A 25,081-nucleotide genomic window follows, 5' to 3' on the forward strand; every position below is an offset into this window, starting at 1 on the left:
TGTCTGGGCTGGTTGTTTAACGTTCACTGGCGGCGACCCGCAGGAAGTGCCCCGCGGTGTCGAGCATGCGGTTGGCGAAGCCCCACTCGTTGTCGAACCAGGCCAGCAGGTTCACCAGGCGCGGCCCGGAAACGCGGGTCTGGCTGCCGTCGACGATCGCCGAGTGCGGGTCGTGGTTGAAGTCGCAACTGGCGTGGGGCAGCTCGGTGTAGTCCAGCAGGCCCTTGAGCGGCCCGCTGCCGGCGGCCTCGCGCAGCACCCTGTTGATCTCCGCAGCGGAAGTGTCGCGGGAAACCTGCAGGGTGATGTCCAGGGCCGAGACGTTCACCGTCGGCACCCGGATGGCTTTGGCCTGGATTCGCCCGGCAAGTTCCGGGAGCAGGCGCTCGATGCCCCGCGCCAGCCCCGTCGACACCGGGATCACCGACTGGAAGGCCGAGCGCGTGCGGCGCAGGTCCTCGTGGTGGTAGGCGTCGATTACCGGCTGGTCGTTCATCGCCGAGTGGATGGTGGTGATCGAGACGTACTCGATGCCCACGGCCTCGTTCAGCAGCTTGAGCAGCGGCACGCTGCAGTTGGTGGTGCAGGAAGCGTTGGAGACCAGCTTCTCGGCGCCGGACAGTTGCTGCTGGTTGATGCCGAAGACCACGGTGGCGTCGACGTCGGCCTCGCTGGCCATGGGTTGGGAGAACAGCACCCGCGGCGCGCCGGCGGCAAGGAAGCGCTGGCCATCGGCGCGGCTGTGGTAGACGCCGGAGCATTCCAGCACCAGGTCGAGGTCCAGCGCCGCCCAGTCGATGGCCTCGGGCTCGGCCTGGCGCAGCACCTTCACGCAGTCACCGCCGACGTGCAGGCAGCCGTCGGCCACGCTCACCTCGCCGGGGAAGCGGCCGTGGGTGGAGTCGAAGCGGGTCAGGTATTCCAGGCTCGGCAGGTCGGCCAGGTCGTTCAGCGCGACGATGGAAAAGCCGGCCTTCGCGCCGCGCTCGTGCAGGGCGCGGAACACGCAGCGGCCGATGCGGCCGTAGCCATTGAGGGCGACACGGTAGGACGGATTCCGGGGCATTCGGGCCTGCCTAATCACAAGCCGCTCGAAAGCTGGAGGCTGGAGGCTGGACGAAACAGCAGCTCGGCGCCGCTTGTCGTCCAGCCTTCAGCCTCCAGCCTCCAGCGTCTTTTCAGTCTTCCAGGAGTTCTTCGGCAACCGCGAGCACGTTTTCGACGGTGAAGCCGAAGTGCTCGAACAGCGCCGGCGCCGGGGCCGACTCGCCGAAGGTGGTCATGCCGATCACGCGGCCTTCCAGGCCCACGTACTTGTACCAGTAGTCGGCGTGGGCGGCCTCGATGGCGATGCGCGCGCCGACCTGTACCGGCAGCACGGCCTGCTTGTAGCCGGCGTCCTGCTGCTCGAAGACGCTGGTGGAGGGCATGGAGACCACGCGCACCTGGCGGCCTTCGGCGCTGAGCTTGTCATAGGCCTGCACGGCCAGGCCGACTTCCGAGCCGGTGGCGATCAGGATCAGCTCCGGCTCGCCGGCGCAGTCCTTGAGCACGTAGCCGCCGCGGGCGACGTTGGCCAGTTGCTCGGCGTCGCGCGCCTGGTGCGGCAGGTTCTGGCGGCTGAAGATCAGCGCCGAGGGGCCGTCGTTGCGCTCGATGGCGTACTTCCAGGCCACCGCGGACTCGACCGCGTCGGCCGGGCGCCAGGTGTCCAGGTTCGGCGTCAGGCGCAGGCTGGCCAGTTGCTCGATGGGCTGGTGGGTCGGGCCGTCCTCGCCCAGGCCGATGGAGTCGTGGGTGAACACGTAGAGCACGCGCTGCTTCATCAGGGCGGACATGCGCACGGCGTTGCGGGCGTACTCCATGAAGATCAGGAAGGTCGCGCCGTAGGGGATGAAGCCGCCGTGCAGGGCCACGCCGTTCATGATGGCGCTCATGCCGAACTCGCGCACGCCGTAGAACACGTAGTTGCCCGAGGCGTCGGTGGGGGTCACGCCCTTGCAGCCCTTCCACAGGGTCAGGTTGGAACCGGCCAGGTCGGCGGAGCCGCCGAGCAGTTCCGGCAGCAGCGGGCCGAAGGCGTTCAGCGCGTTCTGGCTGGCCTTGCGGCTGGCGATGGTCTCGCCCTTGGCGGCGACTTCGGCAACGTAGGCCGCAGCCTGCTCGGCGAAGTCGGCCGGCAGCTCGCCCTTGACGCGGCGCTGGAACTCGGCGGCCAGTTCCGGGTGCGTGGCCTGGTAGGCGGCGAAGCGCTGGTTCCACTCGGCCTCGCGGGCGGCGCCGGTTTCCTTGGCGCTCCACTCGGCATAGATCTCGGTGGGGATTTCGAACGGCGCGTGGTTCCAGCCCAGCGCAGCGCGGGTGGCGGCCACTTCGTCGACGCCCAGGGCGGCGCCGTGGCTTTCTTCCTTGCCCTGCTTGTTGGGCGAGCCGAAGCCGATGATGGTCTTGCAGCAGATCAGCGTCGGGGCGTCGCTCTTGCGCGCGGTCTCGATGGCGGTCCTGATCTCGTCGGCGTCATGGCCGTCGACGTTGCGGATCACCTGCCAGCCGTAGGCCTCGAAGCGCTTCGGGGTGTCGTCGGTGAACCAGCCGTGGACCTCGCCGTCGATGGAGATGCCGTTGTCGTCGTAGAAGGCGATCAGCTTGTTCAGGCGCAGGGTGCCGGCCAGGGAGGCGACCTCGTGGGAGATGCCTTCCATCATGCAGCCATCGCCGAGGAAGGCGTAGGTGTAGTGGTCAACGATGCCGTGGCCTTCGCGGTTGAACTGCGCGGCCAGCACCTTCTCCGCCAGGGCCATGCCCACGGCGTTGGCGATGCCCTGGCCGAGCGGGCCGGTGGTGGTCTCGACGCCGGCGGTGTAGCCGTACTCCGGGTGGCCCGGGGTGCGCGAGTTGAGCTGGCGGAAGTTCTTCAGGTCCTCGATGCCCAGGTCGTAGCCGGTCAGGTGCAGCAGCGAGTAGATCAGCATCGAGCCGTGGCCGTTGGACAGCACGAAGCGGTCGCGGTCGGCCCACTGCGGGTTACCCGGGTTGTGCTTGAGGTAGTCGCGCCAGAGCACTTCGGCGATGTCCGCCATCCCCATGGGGGCGCCTGGGTGGCCGCTGTTGGCTTTCTGCACGGCATCCATGCTCAGTGCGCGGATGGCATTGGCTCGCTCACGACGGCTGGGCATCGCTGAATCTCCTGCGGGGGCTGCTTCGATTGATCGAAGGGATGAAAAAAGGCGGCCATTTTCGCCCAGCCGGCCATCGCGGGGCAATGACAATCGGGCGGCCGGTTCCGAAGCGGCAAGCCACAAGCTCCAAGCTTCAAACTGCAAACTCCTGCGTTTGGCCCGCGCGCCCTCCCCGCCCTTGCTTGCGGCTTGCCGCTTACAGCTTGTCGCTACCTTCCGTCTCCAATATCAAAACTTTTTGATACAGCCGTTGCCACCATCGCCCCAGGCCTCTAGACTCCGCCCCCTATGAGCCTGCGCATGCCCCTGATCCGCCACGATGCCTGCGACGAGCTGGCCGCGTTGTGCAAGGCCGGCGGCGACCCGCTGCGACTGAACGTGCTGCGGGTGCTGGCCAACGATTCGTTCGGCGTGCTGGAGCTGGCGCAGATCTTCGCCATCCGCCAGTCGGGCATGAGCCACCACCTGAAGGTGCTGGCCCAGGCCGGCCTGGTGGCGACGCGCCGCGAAGGCAACGCGATCTTCTACCGCCGCGCCCTGCCCCAGGCCGACAACCTCGGCGGCAAGCTGCACGGGGCGCTGCTGGCGGAAGTGGACGAGCTGGCGCTGCCGCCCGAGGTGGACGCCCGCGTCGCCGCGGTGCATGCCCAGCGCGCCGCGGTGAGCCGCGACTACTTCGCCCGCAGCGCAGAGAAGTTCCAGGCCACGCAGGACCTGATCGCAGGGCTGCCGCAATACCGTGAAAGTGTTCTGGCGCTGCTCGACGCACTGAGCTTCGCCCCCGGCGCCACGGCGCTGGAAGTCGGCCCCGGCGACGGCGGATTCCTCCCCGAGCTGGCCCGGCGTTTCGCGCGGGTGACCGCGCTGGACAACAGCGTGGCCATGCTCGACCTGGCCCGCCGGCGCTGCCTGGAGGCAGGGCTGACGAACGTGCGGCTGGACCTGGCCGACGCTCTGCAGGACGCCGCCGAACCGGCCGACTGCGTGGTGCTGAACATGGTGCTGCACCATTTCGCGGCGCCCGCCGAGGCCCTGCGCCAGCTGGCGCGCCTGGTGAAGCCGGGCGGCAGCCTGCTGGTGACCGAACTGTGCAGCCACGACCAGAGCTGGGCCCGCGAAGCCTGCGGGGACCTCTGGCTGGGGTTCGAACAGGAAGACCTGGCCCTTTGGGCCGATGCCGCGGGGCTCGCCCCCGGCGAGAGCTTGTACATTGGTTTACGTAATGGCTTTCAGATCCAGGTGCGGCATTTCGCCAAGCCGGATTCGCGAAGCGTCCTCACCCACCGGTAAAGACAGGAACCGTTAGATGAGCGAATACTCGATTTTCACCTCCGAATCCGTATCCGAAGGCCATCCGGACAAGATCGCCGACCAGATCTCCGACGCGGTGCTGGACGCCATCATCGCCAAGGACAAGTACGCCCGCGTGGCCTGCGAGACCCTGGTGAAGACCGGCGTCGCCATCATCGCCGGCGAAGTCACCACCTCGGCCTGGGTCGACCTCGAAGACCTGGTGCGCAAGGTCATCATCGACATCGGCTACAACAGCTCCGACGTCGGCTTCGACGGCGCCACCTGCGGCGTGCTGAACATCATCGGCAAGCAGTCGGTGGACATCAACCAGGGCGTCGACCGCGCCAAGCCCGAAGACCAGGGCGCCGGCGACCAGGGCCTGATGTTCGGCTACGCCAGCAACGAGACCGACGTGCTGATGCCGGCGCCGATCTGCTTCTCCCACCGCCTGGTCGAGCGCCAGGCCGAGGCGCGCAAGTCCGGCCTGCTGCCGTGGCTGCGCCCGGACGCCAAGAGCCAGGTCACCTGCCGCTACGAAGGCGGCAAGGTGGTCGGCATCGACGCCATCGTGCTGTCCACTCAGCACAACCCGGACGTCTCCTACGCCGACCTGCGCGAAGGCGTGATGGAACTGATCATCAAGCACGTGCTGCCGGCCGAGCTGCTGCACAAGGACACCCAGTTCCACATCAACCCGACCGGCAACTTCGTCATCGGCGGCCCGGTGGGCGACTGCGGCCTGACCGGGCGCAAGATCATCGTCGACTCCTACGGCGGCATGGCCCGCCACGGCGGCGGCGCCTTCTCCGGCAAGGACCCGTCCAAGGTCGACCGTTCGGCTGCCTACGCCGGCCGCTACGTGGCCAAGAACATCGTTGCCGCCGGCCTGGCCGAGCGTTGCGAGATCCAGGTGTCCTACGCCATCGGCGTGGCCCAGCCGACCTCCATCTCGGTGAACACCTTCGGCACCGGCAAGATCAGCGACGAGAAGATCGTCCAACTGGTCCGCGAGCACTTCGACCTGCGTCCGTACGCGATCACCAAGATGCTCGACCTGCTGCACCCGATGTACCAGCCGACTGCGGCCTATGGTCACTTCGGTCGCAATCCGTATGAGCTGACCTACGGTGACGATACCTTCACCGCCTTCACCTGGGAGCGCACCGACAAGGCTGCCGCCCTGCGTGACGCGGCTGGCCTGTAAGGTTCGCCCGACGGAATAGCCCCACTCCGGTGGGCCGTTCACGGTAAGAAAGAATGCCGTTTCTCTGTCTGGGGGAAACGGCATTTTTCGTATGGGGTGGGCCATGGCTTCGCGCACGCATCCTGTTCTTCGCTCCGACCTCAATCCCATCGCGGACAGAGTCTCCTACCGCATGAGCGAGCATGGCTTTTCGTAGGATGGGTTGAGCGAAGCGATACCCATCAGCGCAACCGCATGGGTTTCGCAAGCTCAACCCATCCTACGAAAAGCAGCTCGGCGCAGTCGGTGAGACAGTTGCTCCTACGATTCAGGGAAGCTTGGACGTAGGAGCGGACTCTGTCCGCGATTGGATTCACCGCTTGGCGTGAAGTGAAATCACGACGCTCCCTGAATCCTGTTCGCGATAACGCCACATCCCGGAAACCTCCCACACTCCACCCGGCCCCTTCGCGGCGGCGGCGCACCTAGCCTGGAACCCCCTCCAGGCGCAAGGAAGCCCGCCGATGAAAGCCCTGCTCGCCTCAGCCCTGCTGCTCCTCCCTCCCCTCTCCCTGGCCTGCCCCGACTGGCCTGAACAGCGCGCCCGCGAAGAACTGCTGGGCCTGCGCCAGCAACTGGAAACCTGGGACCACGCCTACCACCTGCGCGGCGAAAGCCCGATCGCCGACGAACTCTACGACCAGGCCCGGCAACGCTTCAGCCTTTGGCGCGGTTGTTACCCACAGCTCGCCGTCGAGCCGACCCCGCCGCTGCCGGCCAGCCGCGGCAAGCTGCGTCACCCCGCGGCCCATACCGGCCTGGACAAGGCCGCCGACGCCAACGAAGTCCGCCAGTGGATGGCCGGGCGCGAGGACCTCTGGGTGCAGCCCAAGGTCGATGGCGTGGCCGTGACGCTGGTCTACCAGGACGGTGAACTGGTCCAGGCCATCAGCCGCGGCGATGGACTCCACGGCCAGGACTGGACCGCCAACGCCCGCCGCCTGCCGGCCGTGCCGCAACGTCTGCCCGCCGCGGGCCGGCTGGTGTTGCAGGGCGAACTCTACTGGCGCCTGCCGGGCCACGTGCAGGCGCAAAGGGGCGGCCTCGGCGCCCGCGGCAAGGTCGCCGGGCTGATGGCGCGCAGCGAGCCGGGCAAACAGGTTTCGCAGGTCGGCCTGTTCGTCTGGGAGTTGCCGCACGGCCCCCAAAGCATGGCGCAGCGCCTGGAGCGCCTGAAGGCGCTGGGCCTTGCGGATAGCGCAGCCCTGACGCTGTCGGTGGCGGGCTTCGAGGACGCCCAGCGCCAGCGCGAGCACTGGTACCGCAGCCCCCTGCCCTTCGCCAGCGACGGCATCGTCGTCCGCCAGGGCTCGCGCCCCGCCGCGAAGGCCTGGCAGGCCGGCAGTGCCAGCTGGGCGCTGGCCTGGAAATACCCCTACCGCCAGGCCCTGGCCGAGGTGCGCCGGGTACATTTCCGCATCGGCCGCACCGGACGGGTGACGCCGCTGCTGGAGCTGCAGCCGGTAACGCTGGACGACCGCCGCATCGCCCAGGTCAGCCTCGGCTCGACGCGGCGCTGGCAGGCCCTGGACATCCGCCCCGGCGACCAGGTGGCCATCGCGCTGGCCGGCCTGACCATTCCTCGCGTGGAAAGCGTGGTCTGGCGCTCGCCGCAGCGCCTTGCGGTAGAGCCCCCGGAGTCCGGGCGCTACCACGCGCTCAGCTGCTGGCGGGCAACGCCCGGCTGCGAGGAACAGTTCCTCGCCCGCCTCGCCTGGCTGGGCGAAGAACAGGGTTTGGCCCTGGAAGGCGTGGGGCCTGGGACTTGGCAGACGTTGCTGGAAGCCGGCCAGATTGCCGGCCTGCTCGACTGGCTGGAATTGCCGCCGGAAGCCCTGCGCCAACTGCCGGGCTTCGCCGAGCACAGTGGCGAACGCCTGCACGCCCAGTTTCGCGCCGCGCGGCAACGTCCCTTCCAGCGTTGGCTGCGGGCGCTGGGCGTACCCCAGGTCGACAGCCTGCCGGCCACCGCGGACTGGGCCGAGCTGAGCGCCCGGCAGGCCAGCGACTGGCGCCAGCTGCCGGGTGTCGGGCCAGTCCGGGCCCGGCAGTTGCAAGCCTTCTTTGCCGACCACGAGGTGCAGCGCCTGGGCGCGCAACTCGCCGCGGCCGGGGTAGCCGGCTTCTGAGCCCTCAGCGCAGGCGGAAGGCTTCCTGGTGGAAATTGCGCGCCGGCATGCCGCGCCGGCCGAGGTCGCGCCGCAGCAGGTCGGCCAGGCCCTGCGGGCCGCAGAACCACAGGCTCGGCCAGCGGCCGTCGGCGTCCGGCGCCATGCTCAGGTCGTCGCCGCGCAGGTAGCCCTCCTCGGCGCTGTAGTGGACCTTCAGCGCCACGCTGGACAGGCCGTCGCACAGCTCGCGCAGGCGCCCCGCGTAGATGGCATCGGCGGGGCTGCGCACGCAGTAGTGCAGCTCCACTTCCGGCGCATCGGCCGGATGCTGCTGCAGCGCCTCCAGCCAGGCCAGGAAGGGCGTGATGCCGATGCCGCCGGCGATCCACACCTGGCGCTCGCCGCCGCGGCGGAAGTCGAAGCAGCCATAGGGCCCCTCGACCTTCACCGCATCTCCCGGCGCCAGGGCATCCTGCAGGCGCCGGGTGTAGTCGCCCAGGGCCTTGATGCTGAAGCGCACCTCGCCATTGCCCTGGTCGGCGCTGGAAATGCTGAAGGGATGCTGCCCCTCCAGGCGGTCGCAGGTGAGGAAGGCGAACTGCCCGGCCTTGTGCCGCCAGTTGCGGCCGAGCCGGCAGGTGACCTCCAGCATGCGCTCGCCGGGCCGCGCCACCGCCGCCACCACGCCCTGGTACGTGCGCCGCCGACCGATGCGCCCGCTCAGGGCGATCAGCGCGCACACCGAGCCCAGCGCCGCGCACAGCGCCAGCAGCCAGCCGAGCGGCTGCGCCCAGTAGCCGGCCGGCGCCAGCACCACGCCATGGAAGGCCAGCACCAGGTAGACCAGCGCCAGCGCTTTGTGCACGTAGCGCCACAGGTGGTAGGGGAAGCGCTGCCAGAGCGTCAGCACCAGCATGGCGGCGAGCAGCCAGGCCGACCACTCGCCCAGCTCCTTGGCCGAGCCGCGGAAGAGCTCGAGGAAGGTCTCCACCCGCGGCCCCTTCGCTGGCTTGGCGACGAACTTCGCCAGCAGCGGCCCGCCCAGTTCCAGCAGGTAGTGCAGCAGGCCCAGGCTGATGGCCAGGATGCCCGCCCAGCGGTGCACCCGGTACATGCGGTCGAGCCCGCCCAGCGGCCGCTCCAGCCAGGCCGGGCGCACCGCCAGGAGCATGATCAGCGACATCAGCGCGAAGGCGACGACGCCGCTCAGCAGGATGGCCTGCTTGCGCAGGACCCAGATATCGAAGGTGGCGGGCGGATCGAGCACGAGCGCCAGACCAAACGCCGCCAACACGGTGGCGATGACGATTCCTATGAACTTCATGTGGCCTCCCTGATTGCGAGCCTGGTCCGAGACTGGGCGCGCGGCCTTAATCATCCCTGAAGTTCATAGGGGAATTTTCCGCTGTTCGGCCTTGCCATGATCCAGGTCAAGCGCTGGGCAAGGCCGCGGGCGTGCCGCACAATGCCGGACCTGGCCAGGAGACAACCCGCATGCGTATCCGCGTCCTTTCCGACCTGCACCACGAGCACTTCGGCGGCCGCCGCGAGCTGCCCGCGGTGGACGCCGACCTGGTGGTGCTGGCCGGCGACATCCATGAGCACCTGCAGGGCCTGCACTGGGCCCGCGAGGCCTTCCCCGACACGCCGGTGGTCTACGTCGCCGGCAACCACGAGTTCTACCATTCCGACCTGCCCGAGCTGACCCAGGCCATGCGCAACCTGGCCCGCGCCCTGGACATCCACTTCCTGGAGAACGACGCGGTGATCATCGACGGCGTGCGCATCCTCGGCGCCACCCTGTGGACGGACTTTCTGCTCTACGGCGAGGAAACCCTGCCGCTGACGCTACAGCGCGCGCTGCGCCTGATGCCCGACTTCAGCTGCATCGACTGGTTCACCGCGCCCTTCACCCCGGCGCTCAGCCAGCAGCTGTTCGAGGCCTCGCGGGACTGGCTGGCGGCGCAGCTGGCCGAGCCCTTCGCCGGGCCGACCGTGGTGGTCACCCACCATGCGCCCAGCGCCCGCTCCATTCCGCCGCAATACGTCGGCGACAGCCTATCGCCGGCCTTCGCCTCGGACCTGGAGCACTTGGTGCAACAGTGCGACCTGTGGCTGCACGGCCACGTGCACGATGCCCTGGACTACCGCATCGGCCGCGCCCGCGTGGTGGCCAACCCGGGCGGCTACCCGGGCGAGAAGGGCGGCTTCGACGCCTACGGCACCGTGGAAGTCTGAGCCACCGGCAACTGCTTGAAGAAGCGCCAGATCTCCGCCGGCCCGTCCAGTTCGGGGTCGGCGATGCCGAACAGGCGCGGCGGCCGATAGCCCGGCTGCGACAACAGATGGCCGCCGCCGTGCACGCTCACCAGTTCCACCGGCAGCATTCCCTCGCCCTGCCATTGCCAGCGCTCCGACCAGACCGGGCCGGGGCGCGTCAGCGGCTCGCGCTGCGCCGGCGCGCTGATGCCGTTGCGCCGCGCCAGCTCACCGGCCGAAGCCTCGCTGGAGAGCACCTCGCCGCGGTCGCCGAAGCCGAACAGCTTCACCCGCCCGCCACCGTAGGGGTTGATCGGGTCGCGCGTGCCGTTCATCAGCAGCGCCGCCACCGCCCGCTGCGACTCGCTGCAAGCATTGTTCGCCGCGCTCGGCAGGCTGGCCGCCACCAGGGCGATGCCGGCCAGCGGCAGTTCGGACTCCGCGGCCATGCGCAGGGCCATCTGCCCGCCGTTGGAGTAGCCGGCGAAGAACACCCGCTGCGGGTCCACCTGGCGTTCGCGCTGGATCCGCCGCACCAGCCGGGTGAGGAAGGCCACGTCGTCGATGTTGCGGGTGCGCGCGCTGTAGCTGGCCACCTTGCGGCAGTCGTTCCAGTGGCCCTCGAAGCCGTCGGGGTAGAGCACCAGGAAGCCGTCGCGGTCGGCCAGGGCGTCGAAGCCGAAGCCGCTGTCGCGGCGCATCAGTTGGCCGTTGCTGCGCGAGGCGTGCAGCACCACCAGCAGCGCCGGGTTCGGCGCCAGGTTGGGCGGCACGTAGAGCACGTAGCCACGGCGCAGGCCGCCGGCGCGCAGGGAGCTGTCCTCGCTCACCCCGGTGAGCATCGGCGGGCGCAACTGCTCGCCGGGCAGCAGGTACCAGGCGCCCACCAGCAGGGCCGCCAGCAACAGCAGGATCAGCGCCTGAACCAGGCGAATCGCGATACGCATCCAGCCTCCCCCGCTCCGCCCGACGGAGCGCGTTCAATGGATCGACCAGGCCGCGGACTGCCATGGGGCAACCCCCACGCGCGCGCTTAATGGCAAACTCTAGACGTTCGTCAGCATCGATATCTCATTTGGTAACGCAGGACCCGAGAATGTTCCGATCCATTACCCTCACCCTCGCCGCACTGCTCTGCACCGGCGCCTTCGCCGCGCAACCCGAGCAGCCCCTGAGCGGCTGCGCCGCCAAGCAGGCGGCCATCGCCGGCAAGCTGGAAGAAGCCCGCGCCCGCGGCGACAAGGGCGCCATCGCCGGCCTGGAAACCGCCCTGGAGAAAGCCCGCACCTACTGCACCGACGGCAGCCTGACGCAAAAGCGCACCCAGCGCGTGCTGGACGCCGAGCGCGAAGTCAGCCAGCGCGAAAGCGACCTGCGCAAGGCCATGAACAAGGGCGATGCGGAGAAGATCGAGAAGCGCAAGGACAAGCTGGCCGGGGCCCGCGCGGAGCTGGAGCAGGCGAAGCGGGAGTTGGAGGAGTGAGAGCAGGGCTGGTTGCCTGGCTGGCTACCTGTAGGAGCGCGCCCTGCGCGCGAATCGCGGGCAGGGCCCGCTCCTACGGGGGTGTGCCTTAATCGCGTGGGGCGTAGGCGAAGACGTCGGCGCGCATCGGGTGGGCGTCCATGCCGGCGGCCACCAGTCCCGTAGGATGGGTTGAGCCCCTGCGAAACCCATGCGGTTGCGCTGATGGGTATCGCTTCGCTCAACGCCATCCTACGAGAAGCCGCGCCGGCCTAGACCGTAGGAGCGGAGCTTCTCCGCGATAGCCGTCATCTCCGGCGCGATTCGCGGATGAGATCCGCTCCTACAAAAAGCGGAGCGCCCGTCAAAGCGCCCGGAATTTCTTGTGGCAAGCCTCGCAGGCATCTTCCACCGCGGCCAGGTCCTTGCGCACGCCATCGGTGGTCGGGGTGGCCTGGCGGGTGTTGGCCTCCAGCGCGGCGGCGGCCTGCTGGAAGGTCTTGGCGTCGGCCTGGAACTCCAGTTGGCGCTGCCACAGCTCGTCCCTGGCGCGGCTGTCGCCGCCCTCGTCGGTCGGCTTGCTGGTGGGGAAGTACTGCCAGGGCTGGCTGGCCAGCTCGTTGAGCTTGACCGAGTCGGCGCGGAATTTCTCGGCGTCGAAGACGACGCGGCCGCGCAGCATGCCGCCCATGTCCTCGCTGGCGTGGAGCATCTGCTTGAAGATCGCCTGGCGCTTGGCCAGCGGGGAATTCGGATCGAGGCGGTGGCAACCGGCCAGGGCGGCACCGGCCAACAGCAGGACGAGCAGGGTCTTCAGCTTCATGAGCGGACTCTTGTAGGACAGGCCAGACACGGGAGCGGCGGATTATCCGCCGCTGCCCGGCATTGATCCAGAGCCCGCGCGCCCGCCTGCGGCCATCCGCCGCAGCGATGCGCGAACCGTTCAGCTGCGGTTCAGGCGGAGACTACAAAGAAGGCAGCGATCAGCGCCATGCCGACGAACCACACCAGCGAACGCAGCAGCGCCAGGTCGGCGAGGTAGAAGATCAGGTAGAGCAGGCGGCTGGTGAGCCAGGCAATGGCCAGGGTATCGAGGGTCGCCGGCTCGGCATTGCCCACCACGTAGGCCACCAGCACGGCGATGGCGAAGGCCGGGGTGACCTCGAAGCTGTTCAGCTGGAAGGCGTTGGCGCGCTTGCGGTAGCCCTCCAGGCCGGCCAGGAAGGTGCGCGGGTCGTGGTTCTGCCGGGGGCCGAAGCCGCCGCCGGTGAACTTGGCGATGCTGGTGCCCAGGTAGGGCAGGAAGAATGCGATCAGGATGCACCAGAAGGCGATGGGCATGAACGGAGGTCTCGTCGGCTGGGAAGGTGGCAGGTTGCCGCCAAGCATAGGCGAACGTCAGTGGCCGTCAGGCGGATACGTGCGCCAAAGCGGCCAATCTCGCGGCCTGTTCACCAATCTCAGAGCTTCATCACCAGCATCCCCGCCAGCACCAGGCTGCAAGCCAGCAGGCGCGGCAGGCCGAAGGGCTCCTTGAGGAAGCGCATGCCGAACAGCACCACCAGCACCACGCTGGTCTCGCGCAGCGCCGCGGCCTCGGCCACCGAGCCCAGCTGCATGGCCCAGAGCACCAGGCCGTAGCTGGCCATCACGCAGATGCCGACGCACAGGCCGAGCTTCCACTGCGTCTGCCAGAAGCGCGCGAAAGCGCGGGTGCGAGCGCTCAGGGCGAGCAGCGGGAAAGGCACGCCGGAGAGCAGCGTCAGCCACACCAGGTAGTCCAGCGGTTGCGGCCAGCGCTTCAGCGCGTGGCCGTCGGTCCAGGTGTAGCTGCCGATGCACAGGCCCATCAGCAGCACCACGGGGAAGGCGATCCAGGGCAGCCGCGATCCGCCGCCGCCCTTGAGCAGGAACAGCATGCCCAGCGGGATCAGCAGGATGCCGAGGACCTGCCGGTCGCTGAGCTGCTCGCCGCCCACCAGCAGCGTCAGCGCCAGCACTACCAACGGCGACAGGCCACGCATCAGCGGGTAGACCAGGCCGAGATCGCCGACCTTGTAGGCCTGGATCAGCAACACCCGGTAGACCAGCTGCAGGGCCACGGCGCTGCCCAGCCAGGGCCAGACCTCGGCCGGCGGCAAGCTGATCCAGGGCAGCAGGGCGAGGGCCACGAGCAGACCGACGAGGTCCATGCAGGCCACCACCAGCAGGCGATCGGCGCTGAATTTGACGAGGGTGTTCCAGGCCGCGTGGAGCACGGCGGCGAGCAGCACCAGAGCGGTGGCGAACAAGGCGGGGCTTCCTGGTATAGACCAGTTGCGATTCTAGCGCCTCGCCCCCCATGCCCGGCAAGCCTCGGAAAGGCCTGAAGTGCGTATGCGGCTCCGCACCGAGGGGCGTGACTGGTCTAGACTGGGGGTTTCGCGATCGCCAGAGTCCCCTGCCATGCCCCGAATGCTCAAGTTCCTGTGCTGCTACGTCCTCGTCTCCCTGCTCACCGGCTGCGGCTACAACGCCATGCAGGCCGGCGACGAGCAGGTCAAGGCGGCCTGGTCCGAAGTGCTCAACCAGTACCAGCGGCGCGCCGACCTGGTGCCCAACCTGGTCAACACCGTGAAGGGCTATGCCGCCCACGAGGCCGCCGTGCTCACCCAGGTCACCGAGGCCCGGGCCAGGGTCGGCAGCACCACCCTCAACGCCGACCAGCTCGGCGACGCGGCGGCCATGCAGCGCTTCCAGCAGGCCCAGGGCGAACTCAGCTCGGCGCTCTCGCGGCTGCTGGTGGTCACCGAGAATTATCCACAGCTCAAGGCCGACGACCTGTTCAAGGACCTGCTGACGCAGCTCGAAGGCACCGAGAACCGCATCACCGTGGCCCGCGGCCGCTACGTCAAGGCGGTGCAGGACTACAACGTGCTGATCCGCCAGTTCCCGCAGGTGATCACCGCGAAGATCTTCGGCTACCAGCCCAAGGCCAACTTCAGCGTGGAGAACGAGGCGGCCATCTCCACCGCGCCCAAGGTCGATTTCGGCACGCCGCAGCCGCAACCGGCGCAATGAGCATGCGCGCCTGGCTGCTGGCGCTGGCCCTGCTGTGCTGCGCGGGCCTGGCGCAGGCCGAGGTGGCCGTGCCGCAGCTGAGCGCGCGGGTCACCGACCTCACCGCCACCCTCGATGCCCAGCAGCGCGAGCGGCTGGAGCAGCAGTTGGCGGCGCTGGAGCAGCGCAAGGGCGCGCAACTGGCGGTGCTGATGATCCCCAGCACCGGCGAGGAGAGCATCGAGCAGTACGCGGTGCGCGCCTTCGAGCAGTGGAAGCTGGGCCGCAAGGGCGTGGACGACGGCGTGCTGCTGGTGGTGGCCAAGGACGACCGCGCCCTGCGCATCGAGGTCGGCTACGGCCTGGAAGGCGCCGTCACCGACGTGCTGGCCGGGCGCATCATCCGCGAGCAGATAGTCCCGCACTTTCGCGAAGGCGACTTCGCCGGCGGCGTGCAGGCCGGGGTGGACAGCCTGGAGAAGCTGATCGACGGCGAGGCGCTGCCCGAACCCCAGCAGGCCGCGCAGAGCGACGACCTGGGCCTGCCGGCCGGCAGCCTGCTGCCGCTGTTCGCCCTGCTGGCCGGCGTGCCGCTGCTGGGGCGCCTGCTGCCGCTGCCGTTCATGCGCCAGCGCAGCTTCGGCCGCTATGTGGTGTGCAGCGTGATCGTCGGGGTGTTGGCCGGCGTGCTCAGCCTGGTGCTGACCTTCAGCTTCGCCGCGCTGGTCAACAACGGCGTCAGCGCCTTCGTCTTCGCCCTCATCGCCTACCCCTTCTTCCTGCTGCCGGCCGGCTTCTTCCGTGGCGGGCGCGGCGGCGGTTTCGGCGGTGGCGGCTTCGGTGGCCGGGGTGGCGGCGGCTTCGGCGGTGGCGGGGGTTCCAGCGGCGGTGGCGGGGCCTCCGGTCGCTGGTGAGCCTCAGAGCACCGCGGCGCCGGCCTCTTCCTCGCGGATCAAGCGCAGCACCTGGCGCTGCAGTTCGATGAACTCTGCGCTGCCGGCCATCTCCTCGCGGCGCGGGCGCGGCAGCTTCACGTCGAAGGTAGTCTTGATCCGCCCCGGGCCCAGGCCCATGACCACGATGCGGTCGGACAGGTAGACCGCCTCCTCGACGTCGTGGGTGACGAACATCACCGTCAGCCGGTGCGTCTCCCAGATGCGCGTGAGCAGCTCCTGCATCTGGTGGCGGGTCATGGCGTCCAGGGCGCCGAAGGGCTCGTCCATCAGCAGGATCTTCGGCCGGTAGGACAACGCCCGGGCGATCGCCACGCGCTGCTTCATGCCGCCGGACAGCTCGGTGGGATAGGCGTCGGCGAACTTCTCCAGCTTCACCAGCTGCAGGTGCTCGGCGGCGATCTCGCGGCACTCGGCGCGGGAGCGGCCGGCGGCCTTGAGGGCGAACTCGACGTTCTGCCGCGCGGTCAGCCAGGGCAGCAGGGTGTAGGCCTGGAACACCACGCCGCGGTCCAGGCCGGGGCCGGCGATGGGCACGCCGTCGACCTTGACGCTGCCGCTGTCGAAGTCCTCAAGCCCCGCGGCGATGGACAGCAGGGTGCTCTTGCCGCAGCCGGAGGTGCCGACGATGGAGACGAACTCGTTGTCCGCCAGGGTCAGGTCGATGTTGCGCAGCACCTCGCGGCGCTCTCTGCCGACCGCGAAGCTCTTGTTCAGGCCGGAAATCTCCAGGGTCGCCATCAGCCGCGCCTCCGGTTGTAGCGGAACAGGACGCGCTCGGCGGCGCGCATGGCCTGGTCGGTGACCAGCCCCAGCAGGCCGAGCAGCAGGATGTAACCGATGATGGTGTCGGTCTGGAAGAAGCGCTGCGACACCACGATGCGGTAGCCCAGGCCCGAAGTGGCGGCCACCAGCTCGGCCAGCACCAGCCAGGTCCAGGCCCAGCCGAGGCTGATGCGCAGGGCGTCCCAGATGCCCGGCAGGGCGCTGGGCAGGACGATCTTCAGGAGAATGCGCCTATCCGGCATGCCCAGGGTCCGGCCGAGGCCGACGAAGTCCGGCGGCACGCGCTTGATGGCGTCCATCACCATCAGCACCTGCTGGAAGAAGGTGCCGATCCAGATGATGAGGAATTTCTGGAAATCGCTGGTGCCGGCCCAGAGGATGCTCAGCGGCACGAAGGCCACCACCGGCATGTAGCGCACGAAGTCCACCAGCGGCTCGGTGGCGGCCTTCCAGAAGCCGTAGCAGCCGGCGAACACGCCGATGACGATGGACATCGCCGAGGAAATCGCGAAGGCCACCAGGATGCGGTAGACGCTGACCTTCAGGTCGGCCCACAGGGTGCCGTCGGCGGCCAGCCTGAGCATGCGCGCCCAGACGTCGCCGGGCGCCGGCAGGAAGATTTTCGGCACCGCGCCGCTGGCGCCGGCCAGCCACCAGGCCAGGGCCAGCAGGACGAACACGCCGCCGCCGATCAGCAGCAGGTGGGTGCGCGCCAGCGGCTTGCCGATGACGAACAGCGGGGAGGGTTTACGGGCGTTCATGCGAGGCTCGGGGTAACGGGGAAAGCGCGCCGGCCCGGAGCCGGCGCGCGGGGTGCGTCAGAGCGCCTCGGCGAAGCGCGCGTCGACGGCCTGCTCCGGGGTCACCGGCTGCTGGATGATGCCGGCTTCGCTGGCGGCCTTCTGGATGTGCGCGAAGGAGTCCTTGACGAAGGCGCCCTTCAGCTCGGTCTTGTTCTCGCCCAGGGAATAGAAGCGCACGCCGTCGAAGGCGCTCTGCAGCTCCGCCGGCTCGGCGCCGACGCCCTTGGCGATGGCCGCGCGGCCTTCGGCGGTGTGGGCCTGGTAGTGCTTCAGGCCGGCTTCCCAGCTCTTGAGCAGGGCCAGCACCTGGCCGGGGCGCTGCTTGAGCACCTCGTCGCGGACCACGAACACGTCGCTGATGATGCCCGGGTCGTCCGAGCCCTTGTACAGCAGGTTCACTTTCGGGTTCTGCTGCCTGGCGGCGCTCAGATACGGCTCGTAGGTCACCGCCGCCGGCACCTGGCCGGCGATCAGCGCGGAACCGGCGTTGGCCGCCGGCATCGGCACCGGCTGCACGTCGGCCAGGCTCAGGCCGGCCTTGCGCAGCGCGCTGTGCAGGAGGATGTCGCTGGTGGTGCCCTCTTCATAGGCGACCTGCTTGCCCTTGAGGTCCTTCAGCGTCTTGATCGAGGGGTCGACGATCAGCGCATCGGCGCTGGTGCTCTGGTCCAGCAGCAGGACGATCTTCACCGGCAGGCCGGCGGCGACCATGGCCATGGCGGTGTGGGTGGCGAGGTTGCCACCGTCGATCTGGCCGCTGGCCAGGGCGGCGTTCATGTCCTTGTCTTCGGTGAAGTTGACCAGCTCGACCTTGTCCAGGCCGTTGGCCTTGAAGGCCCCGGCCTGTTCGGCGACGTACCACTGGCCGTAGCCCAGCCAGGGCTGCATGCCCATCTTGAAGGTGCCGGCCTCGGGCTTGAGGTCGGCCTTGGGCTCGGCGGCCTGGGCGGCGCCGCCCAGCAGGACGGCGCAGCAGGTGGCCGCGACGAGGCGGCGCAGCGTGGATGCGATGGGCGCTTGCATGGTGTCTCCCCGGTCTTTTTCTGTGGTGGTACGACGGGGGAGCCTTGGCCCGCACCCGCCGTGGGCGGGCACAGGCTCACACGAAACCGCGCGGATGCAAAGCCTCCGGCGTCGCTGCGGGCCCGGAGGCAGGCCCCGGTTCAGGCCTCGCTGTTGATGTCGTCGTCCTTGAACTGGTCCTTGATGTAGGTGATCTCGGTCTTGCCGTGGGGCGCCGGCAGGCCGTCCGGGCCCATGTTGACGAAGACCATCTTGTCGATGGTGAGGATGCTCTTGCGGGTGATCTTGTTGCGCACGTGGCAGGTCAGGGTGATCGAGGTGCGGCCGAAATCGGTGGCGGTGATGCCCATCTCGATGATGTCGCCGGTGCGCGCCGAGCTGACGAAGTTGATCTCGGAGATGAACTTGGTGACCACGCGCTGGTTGCCCAGCTGGACGATGGCGTAGATGGCCGCTTCTTCGTCTATCCACTTCAACAGGCTGCCGCCGAACAGCGAGCCGTTGGGGTTGAGGTCTTCGGGTTTTACCCATTTGCGGGTGTGGAAATTCATGGGAACTCCTTGCTGGTTGCGCCTCGTGAGCGCGATGCCTTGTCGGCAAGTTGACGGGTCGAGCCCCGCCGGCTGCGCAATTATCGCGCGGATCGCCGCTTCTCGCCCGGCCCGGATCAGCCCAGGCCGGCTTCCTCGCGGTAGATGCGCGCCTGTTCCACCAGCCAGTCGCGGAAGGCGCGGACGATGGCGGACTCCACCTTGCGCTCGGGAATCATCAGGTAATAGGCGTGTTCGCTCAAATAGGCATGTTGCATCGCCACGATCAGCCGGCCCTCGGCCAGCTCGCGCTGGATCAGCATCGGCGGGATCAGCGCCACGCCCATGCCGAGCATGGCCGCCTGGGCGAGCATGGAGAACAACTCGTAGCGGGTGCCGCTCATGTCGTGGGCGACGCTCATGCCCAGGGAGCCGAACCACTGGCGCCAGGCGTAGGGCCGGGTGGTCTGCTGCATCAGCGGCAGCGCGGCGATCTCTTCGGCGCCGAAGCTGGCGCGGCCTTCGAGCAGCTCGGGGCTGCACACCGGCACCGGGTTCTCGCGCATGAGGAAGTGCTTCACCGTGCCGGACCAGGCGCCGTCGCCGAAGTACAGCGCGCAGTCGAAGTCGGTGTCGGCGAAGAGGAAGGGCCGGGTGCGGTTGGTCAGGTTCACCGTGACTTCCGGGTACAGCCCCTTGAAGGCCTTGAGCCGCGGCAGCAGCCACTGGGTGGCGAAGGTCGGCACCACCGCCAGCTCGATGCTGCCGCCGCCCTGCTGACCCATCACCGCCAGGGTGTCGCGCTCCACCGCGTCCAGCCGCGCGGCGATGCGCCGGCTGTAGCCCAGCCCCGCCTCGGTGAGCTTGACGCCGCGACGCGAGCGGCGGAACAGCTCGACGCCGAGGAACGCCTCCAGCCCGGCGATCTGCCGGCAGATGGCGCTCTGCGTCAGCGACAGTTCCTCGGCGGCCTTGGTGAAGCTTTCATGGCGCGCCGCCGACTCGAAGCTGACCAGCGCCGCGGTGGTGGGGATCTTGCGCCGCATCGAATGCCTCTTGGGAATCTCGTGATCCGCGAAGCCCGGGAAACAGGCCATTCAAACATTCGTTTCATGGGGCCCGGGCGATCACGGAGTGAGAAAATAGCACAACAGCGTGCGAATTAGTCGGTTGCCGCACCGGTCGGCGGCTGACTAGGATCGACCGCACTGCGTCCGCCTAAACTGGTCGGACACCCTGTCACTGCCCCGAGGTAACCCGATGGCCACCAAAGCAAGCTTCAACTGGGAAGACCCGCTGCTGCTGGATCAGCAACTCACCGAAGAAGAGCGCATGGTTCGCGACAGCGCCCAGCAGTTCGCCCAGGACAAGCTGGCCCCGCGCGTGCTGGAGGCCTTCCGCCACGAGCAGACCGACCCGGCGATCTTCCGCGAGATGGGCGAGACCGGCCTGCTCGGCGCGACCATCCCCGCCGAGTACGGCGGCAGCGGCCTGAACTACGTGTGCTACGGCCTGATCGCCCGCGAGGTCGAGCGCGTCGACTCCGGCTACCGCTCGATGATGAGCGTGCAGTCGTCCCTGGTCATGGTGCCGATCTACGAGTTCGGCAACGAAGCCACCAAGCAGAAGTACCTGCCGAAACTGGCCAGCGGCGAATACATCGGCTGCTTCGGCCTGACCGAGCCGAACCACGGTTCCGACCCGGGCTCGATGATCACCCGCGCCAGGAAGGTCGACGGCGGCTACCGCCTGTCCGGCGCCAAGATGTGGATCACCAATAGCCCGATCGCCGACGTCTTCGTGGTCTGGGCCAAGGACGACGAAGGCCAGATCCGCGGCTTCGTCCTGGAGAAAGGCTGGGAAGGCCTGTCCGCCCCGGCCATCCACGGCAAGGTCGGCCTGCGCGCCTCCATCACCGGCGAGATCGTGATGGACAACGTGTTCGTCCCCGAAGAGAACGCCTTCCCCGAAGTGCGCGGCCTGCGCGGCCCGTTCACCTGCCTGAACTCGGCGCGCTACGGCATCTCCTGGGGCGCCCTGGGCGCCGCCGAGGCCTGCTGGCACACCGCCCGCCAGTACACCCTGGACCGCAAGCAGTTCGGCCGCCCGCTGGCCGCCAACCAGCTGATCCAGAAGAAGCTGGCCGACATGCAGACCGAAATCACCCTGGCCCTGCAAGGCTGCCTGCGCCTGGGCCGGATGAAAGACGAAGGCACCGCCGCGGTGGAAATCACCTCGATCATGAAGCGCAACAGCTGCGGCAAGGCCCTGGACATCGCCCGCATGGCCCGCGACATGCTCGGCGGCAACGGCATCTCCGACGAGTTCGGCGTGGCCCGCCACCTGGTCAACCTGGAAGTGGTGAACACCTATGAAGGTACCCACGACGTCCACGCGCTGATCCTCGGCCGCGCCCAGACCGGGATCCAGGCTTTCTTCTAAAAAAAGCGGCTTCAGGCGGCAGGCAAGAGCGCTCCGCCTGCAGCCTGTGGCCTGCAGCCCAGGAGCTTCTATGTCCGGCGCCCTGTCCCATATCCGCGTTCTCGACCTTTCCCGTGTCCTGGCCGGCCCCTGGGCCGGGCAGATCCTCGCCGACCTCGGCGCCGAAGTGATCAAGATCGAACGCCCCGGCAGCGGCGACGACACCCGCGCCTGGGGCCCGCCGTTCCTCAAGGACGCCGAGGGCCGCGACACCAGCGAGGCGGCCTACTACCTGTCGGCCAACCGCAACAAGAAATCCCTCACCATCGACTTCACCCAGCCCGAAGGCCAGCGCCTGGTGCGCGAGCTGGCGGCCAAGGCCGACATCGTGCTGGAGAACTTCAAGGTCGGCGGGCTGAAGAGCTACGGGCTGGACTACGAGTCGCTCAAGCAGCTCAACCCGAAGCTGATCTACTGCTCCATCACCGGCTTCGGCCAGACCGGCCCCTACGCCAAGCGCGCCGGCTACGACTTCATGATCCAGGGCCTGGGCGGCCTGATGAGCATCACCGGCCGCTCCGACGCCGAGGAAGGCGCCGGCCCGGTGAAAGTCGGCGTGGCGCTGACCGACATCCTCACCGGCCTGTATTCGTCCACCGCCATCCTCGCCGCCCTCGCCCACCGCGACGTCAGCGGCATCGGCCAGCACATCGACATGGCCCTGCTCGACGTGCAGGTGGCCTGCCTGGCCAACCAGACGCTGAACTACCTGACCACCGGCATCCCGCCGCGCCGGCTGGGCAACGCCCACCCGAACATCGTGCCCTACCAGGACTTCCCCACCGCCGACGGCGACATGATCCTCACGGTCGGCAACGACGGGCAGTTCCGCAAGTTCTGCGAACTGGCCGGGCACCCGGAATGGGCCGACGACGAACGCTTCGCCAGCAACAAGGCGCGGGTCGCCCACCGCGACGTGCTGATCCCGCTGATCCGCCAGGCCACGGTGATGCGCACCACGGCCGAATGGATCACCGCGCTGGAGCAGGCCGGCGTGCCCTGCGGGCCGATCAACGACCTGGCCCAGGTGTTCGCCGACCCGCAGGTGATCGCTCGCGGCCTGCGTGTGGACCTGCCGCACCCGCTGGCCGGGACCGTGCCCCAGGTGGCCAGCCCGATCCGCCTGTCGCAGACCCCCGTCGAGTACCGCAACGCCCCGCCGACCCTCGGCCAGCACACCGAGCAGATCCTCGAAAGCGTGCTCGGCCTGGACGCCGCCGCCATCGGCAAGCTGCGCGAGCAGGGCGTGATCTGAACCCGCGCGCCGCCGCGCCAGGGTATTCACGGCCCCTGGCGCGGCGCGGGCGGGCCCGGCGGACGACGGAAAACCTTTGGCTTGCCGCCCGGCATCGCTATAATCCGCAGGCTTCACCGGCCGGCTCCGCTCCGGCCGTTCCCGCCACCCGTTCCGAGGGGCGCTGCAGCAAGCCAAGGCTTGTCAGGCTCGGACGGGGCGCGTCCCGGTCGGCGTCCGCCGGCCGTTAACGCATCAACGGCGCCCATTCGCAGACAACGAATGGAGAGTTACGCATGAGCGCTGTCATGACGCCTGCCGGTTTCACCGACTATAAAGTCGCCGACATTTCCCTGGCCGCCTGGGGCCGCCGCGAGCTGATCATCGCCGAGTCCGAGATGCCGGCACTGATGGGCCTGCGCCGCAAGTACGCCGCCAGCCAGCCGCTCAAGGGCGCCAAGATCCTCGGCTGCATCCACATGACCATCCAGACCGGCGTGCTCATCGAGACCCTGGTCGCCCTCGGCGCCGAAGTGCGCTGGTCGTCCTGCAACATCTTCTCCACCCAGGACCAGGCCGCCGCCGCCATCGCCGCCGCCGGCATCCCGGTGTTCGCCTGGAAGGGCGAGACCGAGCAGGAATACGAGTGGTGCATCGAGCAGACCATCCTCAAGGACGGCCAGCCGTGGGACGCCAACATGGTGCTGGACGACGGCGGTGACCTGACCGAGATCCTGCACAAGAAATACCCGGCAATGCTGGAGAAGATCCACGGCATCACCGAAGAGACCACCACCGGCGTGCACCGCCTGCTCGACATGCTCAAGGCCGGCACCCTGAAAGTCCCGGCGATCAACGTCAACGACTCGGTGACCAAGAGCAAGAACGACAACAAGTACGGCTGCCGCCACAGCCTCAACGACGCCATCAAGCGCGGCACCGACCACCTGCTGTCGGGCAAGCAGGCGCTGGTGATCGGCTACGGCGACGTGGGCAAGGGCTCGGCGCAGTCGCTGCGCCAGGAAGGCATGATCGTCAAGGTCTCGGAAGTCGACCCGATCTGCGCCATGCAGGCCTGCATGGACGGCTTCGAAGTCGTCTCGCCGTACAAGAACGGCCTGAACGACGGCACCGAGGCCAGCGTCGACGCCGCCCTGCTGGGCAAGATCGACCTGATCGTCACCACCACCGGCAACGTCAACGTCTGCGACGCCGGCATGCTCAAGGCCCTGAAGAAGCGCGCCGTGGTCTGCAACATCGGCCACTTCGACAACGAGATCGACACCGCCTTCATGCGCAAGACCTGGGCCTGGGAAGAGGTCAAGCCGCAGGTGCACAAGATCCACCGCACCGGCAACGACGGCTTCGATCCGCACAACGACGACTACCTGATCCTGCTCGCCGAGGGCCGCCTGGTGAACCTGGGCAACGCCACCGGCCACCCGAGCCGCATCATGGACGGTTCCTTCGCCAACCAGGTGCTGGCGCAGATCCACCTGTTCGAGCGCAAGTTCGCCGACCAGCCGGCCGCCGAGAAGGCCAAGCGCCTGAGCGTCGAAGTGCTGCCGAAGAAGCTCGACGAGGAGGTCGCCCTGGAGATGGTCCGCGGCTTCGGCGGCGTGGTCACCCAACTGACGCCGAAACAGGCCGAGTACATCGGCGTGACCGTCGAAGGTCCGTTCAAGCCGGATACTTACCGCTACTAAAAAGCCGCTGGAAGCCGGAGGCTGGAGGCTGGACGAAAAAGCGCACCGATCTGCCTTTTCGTTCAGCCTTCAGCCTTCAGCCTTCAGCGATCACGTCCCGACAGCCTCTTGCGGATCTGTTCCATGACGACATCCGATCGCCGCTTCAGCTTCGAGTTCTTCCCCGCCAAGACCGAAGCCGGGCATGAAAAACTGCTGGCCACCGCGCGCCAGCTGGCCGGCTACAAGCCGGACTTCTTCTCCTGCACCTACGGTGCCGGTGGTTCCACCCGCGACCGTACCCTGGTCACCGTCCTGCAGCTGGACGGCGAGGTGAACGTCCCCACCGCGCCGCACCTGTCCTGCGTCGGCGACACCAAGGCCGAACTGCGCGCCCTGCTCGCCCACTACAAGGACGCCGGCATCCGCCGCATCGTCGCCCTGCGCGGCGACCTGCCCTCGGGCATGGGCATGGCCAGCGGCGAGCTGCGCTACGCCAACGAACTGGTGGAGTTCATCCGCGCCGAGACCGGCGACCACTTCCACATCGAGGTCGCTGCCTACCCGGAAGTACATCCGCAGGCACGCAATTCCGAGCACGATCTGGCCAATTTCGTACGCAAGGTCAAGGCCGGTGCTGACAGTGCAATCACGCAGTATTTCTTCAACGCCGACAGCTATTTCCACTTCGTCGAGCGTGCACAGAAGTTGGGCGTCGACATCCCGATCGTCCCGGGCATCATGCCGATCACCAACTACTCCAAGCTGGCGCGTTTCTCGGACGCCTGTGGCGCCGAAATCCCCCGCTGGATCCGCAAGCAGCTGGAAGCCTATGGCGACGACATCGCCAGCATCCAGTCCTTCGGCGAGCAGGTGATCACCGAGATGTGCGAACGTCTGCTGGACGGCGGCGCCCCCGGGCTGCATTTCTACACGCTGAACCAGGCCGACCCCAGCCTGGCACTGTGGAAAAACCTGAAGCTGCCCCGCTAGCGCAACG

23 protein-coding genes, 1 pseudogene and 1 riboswitch are annotated in these 25,081 nt (G+C 68.3%); of the genes and pseudogenes, 11 read left to right on the top strand and 13 right to left on the bottom strand.

The annotated features are described in order from the left end of the window. Positions 1-16 precede the first annotated feature (16 nt). Positions 17-1,066 carry an erythrose-4-phosphate dehydrogenase gene (gene epd, locus ACTWJ5_RS29590; RefSeq protein ID WP_116424164.1) on the bottom strand — a complete coding sequence of 350 codons (1,050 nt, stop codon included), beginning with the start codon at positions 1,064-1,066 and terminating at the stop codon, positions 17-19. Between the two features lie 112 nt (positions 1,067-1,178). Further along, complete coding sequence (tkt, locus tag ACTWJ5_RS29595) at positions 1,179-3,176, bottom strand: transketolase (protein ID WP_444437061.1); 1,998 nt, start codon at positions 3,174-3,176, stop codon at positions 1,179-1,181. 291 nt (positions 3,177-3,467) lie between these two features. Between tkt and ACTWJ5_RS29600 the strand changes: the two genes are divergently transcribed. From ACTWJ5_RS29600 to ligB, 3 genes are all read left to right on the top strand, one after another. After that, positions 3,468-4,469, top strand: a complete 1,002-nt coding sequence (locus ACTWJ5_RS29600) for an ArsR/SmtB family transcription factor (protein ID WP_074985626.1) — start codon at positions 3,468-3,470, stop codon at positions 4,467-4,469. Positions 4,470-4,485: 16 nt separating this feature from the next. Beyond that, positions 4,486-5,676: a methionine adenosyltransferase gene (gene metK, locus ACTWJ5_RS29605; protein ID WP_058070747.1), complete on the top strand. Its 1,191-nt coding sequence runs from the start codon at positions 4,486-4,488 to the stop codon at positions 5,674-5,676. A gap of 503 nt (positions 5,677-6,179) precedes the next feature. Then, positions 6,180-7,844, top strand: coding sequence for an NAD-dependent DNA ligase LigB (gene ligB / locus ACTWJ5_RS29610; protein WP_444437062.1), 1,665 nt, complete (start codon positions 6,180-6,182; stop codon positions 7,842-7,844). 4 nt (positions 7,845-7,848) lie between these two features. Here the strand turns inward: ligB and ACTWJ5_RS29615 are convergent, their stop codons facing one another. After that, positions 7,849-9,150: a ferredoxin reductase family protein gene (locus ACTWJ5_RS29615; RefSeq protein ID WP_249918536.1), complete on the bottom strand. Its 1,302-nt coding sequence runs from the start codon at positions 9,148-9,150 to the stop codon at positions 7,849-7,851. Positions 9,151-9,320: 170 nt separating this feature from the next. Between ACTWJ5_RS29615 and ACTWJ5_RS29620 the strand changes: the two genes are divergently transcribed. Then, on the top strand, positions 9,321-10,064 hold the full coding sequence (locus ACTWJ5_RS29620; RefSeq protein ID WP_249918535.1) for a metallophosphoesterase: 744 nt from the start codon (positions 9,321-9,323) through the stop codon (positions 10,062-10,064). On the opposite strand, the gene ACTWJ5_RS29625 is transcribed toward ACTWJ5_RS29620, so the two are convergent. Beyond that, the gene (locus ACTWJ5_RS29625; RefSeq protein WP_444437063.1) at positions 10,043-11,032 is read right to left on the bottom strand and encodes an alpha/beta hydrolase family esterase; all 990 of its coding nucleotides are present in this window, start codon (positions 11,030-11,032) and stop codon (positions 10,043-10,045) included. The genes ACTWJ5_RS29620 and ACTWJ5_RS29625 overlap by 22 nt on opposite strands. Positions 11,033-11,181: 149 nt before the next feature. Between ACTWJ5_RS29625 and ACTWJ5_RS29630 the strand changes: the two genes are divergently transcribed. Next, the gene (locus tag ACTWJ5_RS29630; RefSeq protein ID WP_444437064.1) at positions 11,182-11,568 is read left to right on the top strand and encodes a DUF1090 domain-containing protein; all 387 of its coding nucleotides are present in this window, start codon (positions 11,182-11,184) and stop codon (positions 11,566-11,568) included. An 88-nt stretch (positions 11,569-11,656) separates the two neighbouring features. On the opposite strand, the pseudogene ACTWJ5_RS29635 reads toward ACTWJ5_RS29630, so the two are convergent. The 4 genes and pseudogenes from ACTWJ5_RS29635 to ACTWJ5_RS29650 form a co-directional block, all read right to left on the bottom strand. Continuing rightward, positions 11,657-11,725: pseudogene (locus ACTWJ5_RS29635) on the bottom strand (hypothetical protein); the annotation flags it as partial. A 186-nt stretch (positions 11,726-11,911) separates the two neighbouring features. After that, positions 11,912-12,370 (bottom strand): c-type cytochrome, encoded by a 459-nt coding sequence (locus ACTWJ5_RS29640; RefSeq protein WP_074985423.1) that lies wholly within the window; start codon positions 12,368-12,370, stop codon positions 11,912-11,914. 131 nt (positions 12,371-12,501) lie between these two features. Continuing rightward, positions 12,502-12,888 (bottom strand): MAPEG family protein, encoded by a 387-nt coding sequence (locus tag ACTWJ5_RS29645; protein ID WP_249918532.1) that lies wholly within the window; start codon positions 12,886-12,888, stop codon positions 12,502-12,504. Between the two features lie 119 nt (positions 12,889-13,007). Beyond that, complete coding sequence (locus tag ACTWJ5_RS29650; protein WP_116424157.1) at positions 13,008-13,838, bottom strand: EamA family transporter; 831 nt, start codon at positions 13,836-13,838, stop codon at positions 13,008-13,010. A 154-nt stretch (positions 13,839-13,992) separates the two neighbouring features. On the opposite strand from ACTWJ5_RS29650, the gene ACTWJ5_RS29655 reads away from it, so the two are divergent. Beyond that, entirely contained in the window at positions 13,993-14,607 is a 615-nt protein-coding gene (locus tag ACTWJ5_RS29655; protein ID WP_444437065.1) for a LemA family protein, read from the top strand. Positions 14,608-14,609: 2 nt separating this feature from the next. Continuing rightward, on the top strand, positions 14,610-15,500 hold the full coding sequence (locus ACTWJ5_RS29660) for a TPM domain-containing protein (RefSeq protein ID WP_444437066.1): 891 nt from the start codon (positions 14,610-14,612) through the stop codon (positions 15,498-15,500). Positions 15,501-15,503: 3 nt separating this feature from the next. Here the strand turns inward: ACTWJ5_RS29660 and ACTWJ5_RS29665 are convergent, their stop codons facing one another. The 5 genes from ACTWJ5_RS29665 to ACTWJ5_RS29685 form a co-directional block, all read right to left on the bottom strand. After that, positions 15,504-16,280, bottom strand: coding sequence for an ABC transporter ATP-binding protein (locus ACTWJ5_RS29665; RefSeq protein ID WP_444437067.1), 777 nt, complete (start codon positions 16,278-16,280; stop codon positions 15,504-15,506). Next, positions 16,280-17,086, bottom strand: coding sequence for an ABC transporter permease (locus ACTWJ5_RS29670; protein ID WP_444437068.1), 807 nt, complete (start codon positions 17,084-17,086; stop codon positions 16,280-16,282). The genes ACTWJ5_RS29665 and ACTWJ5_RS29670 overlap by 1 nt, the downstream gene beginning before the upstream one ends. A gap of 57 nt (positions 17,087-17,143) precedes the next feature. Continuing rightward, positions 17,144-18,151: an ABC transporter substrate-binding protein gene (locus tag ACTWJ5_RS29675; RefSeq protein ID WP_285644327.1), complete on the bottom strand. Its 1,008-nt coding sequence runs from the start codon at positions 18,149-18,151 to the stop codon at positions 17,144-17,146. A 140-nt stretch (positions 18,152-18,291) separates the two neighbouring features. Further along, positions 18,292-18,702 (bottom strand): acyl-CoA thioesterase, encoded by a 411-nt coding sequence (locus ACTWJ5_RS29680; protein WP_301295980.1) that lies wholly within the window; start codon positions 18,700-18,702, stop codon positions 18,292-18,294. A 116-nt stretch (positions 18,703-18,818) separates the two neighbouring features. Beyond that, positions 18,819-19,727 carry a LysR substrate-binding domain-containing protein gene (locus tag ACTWJ5_RS29685; RefSeq protein WP_444437070.1) on the bottom strand — a complete coding sequence of 303 codons (909 nt, stop codon included), beginning with the start codon at positions 19,725-19,727 and terminating at the stop codon, positions 18,819-18,821. A 214-nt stretch (positions 19,728-19,941) separates the two neighbouring features. Here ACTWJ5_RS29685 and ACTWJ5_RS29690 point away from each other — a divergent pair, with 214 nt between their 5' ends. The 4 genes from ACTWJ5_RS29690 (at position 19,942) to metF (ending at position 25,074) form a co-directional block, all read left to right on the top strand. After that, entirely contained in the window at positions 19,942-21,123 is a 1,182-nt protein-coding gene (locus tag ACTWJ5_RS29690; protein ID WP_253392384.1) for an acyl-CoA dehydrogenase, read from the top strand. A 70-nt stretch (positions 21,124-21,193) separates the two neighbouring features. Next, positions 21,194-22,417, top strand: coding sequence for a CaiB/BaiF CoA transferase family protein (locus tag ACTWJ5_RS29695; RefSeq protein ID WP_253409000.1), 1,224 nt, complete (start codon positions 21,194-21,196; stop codon positions 22,415-22,417). A 149-nt stretch (positions 22,418-22,566) separates the two neighbouring features. Next, positions 22,567-22,670, top strand: a riboswitch (S-adenosyl-L-homocysteine riboswitch). Positions 22,671-22,692: 22 nt separating this feature from the next. Beyond that, positions 22,693-24,102 (top strand): adenosylhomocysteinase, encoded by a 1,410-nt coding sequence (ahcY, locus tag ACTWJ5_RS29700; protein ID WP_253409002.1) that lies wholly within the window; start codon positions 22,693-22,695, stop codon positions 24,100-24,102. A 123-nt stretch (positions 24,103-24,225) separates the two neighbouring features. Continuing rightward, complete coding sequence (gene metF / locus ACTWJ5_RS29705; RefSeq protein ID WP_009613698.1) at positions 24,226-25,074, top strand: methylenetetrahydrofolate reductase [NAD(P)H]; 849 nt, start codon at positions 24,226-24,228, stop codon at positions 25,072-25,074. The last annotated feature ends 7 nt before the right edge of the window (positions 25,075-25,081 follow it).

The organism is Pseudomonas sp. A6 (genome assembly GCF_052367875.1).
Taxonomy (GTDB): Bacteria; Pseudomonadota; Gammaproteobacteria; order Pseudomonadales; family Pseudomonadaceae; genus Pseudomonas; species Pseudomonas citronellolis.

What these genes read in the sequence shown, in the direction of transcription:
- epd (WP_116424164.1), bottom strand. Translation starts at nt 1,066, where the DNA reads ATGCCCCGGAATCCGTCCTACCGTGTCGCCCTCAATGGCTACGGCCGC.
- tkt (WP_444437061.1), bottom strand. Translation starts at nt 3,176, where the DNA reads ATGCCCAGCCGTCGTGAGCGAGCCAATGCCATCCGCGCACTGAGCATG.
- ACTWJ5_RS29600 (WP_074985626.1), top strand. Translation starts at nt 3,468, where the DNA reads ATGAGCCTGCGCATGCCCCTGATCCGCCACGATGCCTGCGACGAGCTG.
- metK (WP_058070747.1), top strand. Translation starts at nt 4,486, where the DNA reads ATGAGCGAATACTCGATTTTCACCTCCGAATCCGTATCCGAAGGCCAT.
- ligB (WP_444437062.1), top strand. Translation starts at nt 6,180, where the DNA reads ATGAAAGCCCTGCTCGCCTCAGCCCTGCTGCTCCTCCCTCCCCTCTCC.
- ACTWJ5_RS29615 (WP_249918536.1), bottom strand. Translation starts at nt 9,150, where the DNA reads ATGAAGTTCATAGGAATCGTCATCGCCACCGTGTTGGCGGCGTTTGGT.
- ACTWJ5_RS29620 (WP_249918535.1), top strand. Translation starts at nt 9,321, where the DNA reads ATGCGTATCCGCGTCCTTTCCGACCTGCACCACGAGCACTTCGGCGGC.
- ACTWJ5_RS29625 (WP_444437063.1), bottom strand. Translation starts at nt 11,032, where the DNA reads ATGCGTATCGCGATTCGCCTGGTTCAGGCGCTGATCCTGCTGTTGCTG.
- ACTWJ5_RS29630 (WP_444437064.1), top strand. Translation starts at nt 11,182, where the DNA reads ATGTTCCGATCCATTACCCTCACCCTCGCCGCACTGCTCTGCACCGGC.
- ACTWJ5_RS29640 (WP_074985423.1), bottom strand. Translation starts at nt 12,370, where the DNA reads ATGAAGCTGAAGACCCTGCTCGTCCTGCTGTTGGCCGGTGCCGCCCTG.
- ACTWJ5_RS29645 (WP_249918532.1), bottom strand. Translation starts at nt 12,888, where the DNA reads ATGCCCATCGCCTTCTGGTGCATCCTGATCGCATTCTTCCTGCCCTAC.
- ACTWJ5_RS29655 (WP_444437065.1), top strand. Translation starts at nt 13,993, where the DNA reads ATGCCCCGAATGCTCAAGTTCCTGTGCTGCTACGTCCTCGTCTCCCTG.
- ACTWJ5_RS29660 (WP_444437066.1), top strand. Translation starts at nt 14,610, where the DNA reads ATGCGCGCCTGGCTGCTGGCGCTGGCCCTGCTGTGCTGCGCGGGCCTG.
- ACTWJ5_RS29665 (WP_444437067.1), bottom strand. Translation starts at nt 16,280, where the DNA reads ATGGCGACCCTGGAGATTTCCGGCCTGAACAAGAGCTTCGCGGTCGGC.
- ACTWJ5_RS29670 (WP_444437068.1), bottom strand. Translation starts at nt 17,086, where the DNA reads ATGAACGCCCGTAAACCCTCCCCGCTGTTCGTCATCGGCAAGCCGCTG.
- ACTWJ5_RS29675 (WP_285644327.1), bottom strand. Translation starts at nt 18,151, where the DNA reads ATGCAAGCGCCCATCGCATCCACGCTGCGCCGCCTCGTCGCGGCCACC.
- ACTWJ5_RS29680 (WP_301295980.1), bottom strand. Translation starts at nt 18,702, where the DNA reads ATGAATTTCCACACCCGCAAATGGGTAAAACCCGAAGACCTCAACCCC.
- ACTWJ5_RS29685 (WP_444437070.1), bottom strand. Translation starts at nt 19,727, where the DNA reads ATGCGGCGCAAGATCCCCACCACCGCGGCGCTGGTCAGCTTCGAGTCG.
- ACTWJ5_RS29690 (WP_253392384.1), top strand. Translation starts at nt 19,942, where the DNA reads ATGGCCACCAAAGCAAGCTTCAACTGGGAAGACCCGCTGCTGCTGGAT.
- ACTWJ5_RS29695 (WP_253409000.1), top strand. Translation starts at nt 21,194, where the DNA reads ATGTCCGGCGCCCTGTCCCATATCCGCGTTCTCGACCTTTCCCGTGTC.
- ahcY (WP_253409002.1), top strand. Translation starts at nt 22,693, where the DNA reads ATGAGCGCTGTCATGACGCCTGCCGGTTTCACCGACTATAAAGTCGCC.
- metF (WP_009613698.1), top strand. Translation starts at nt 24,226, where the DNA reads ATGACGACATCCGATCGCCGCTTCAGCTTCGAGTTCTTCCCCGCCAAG.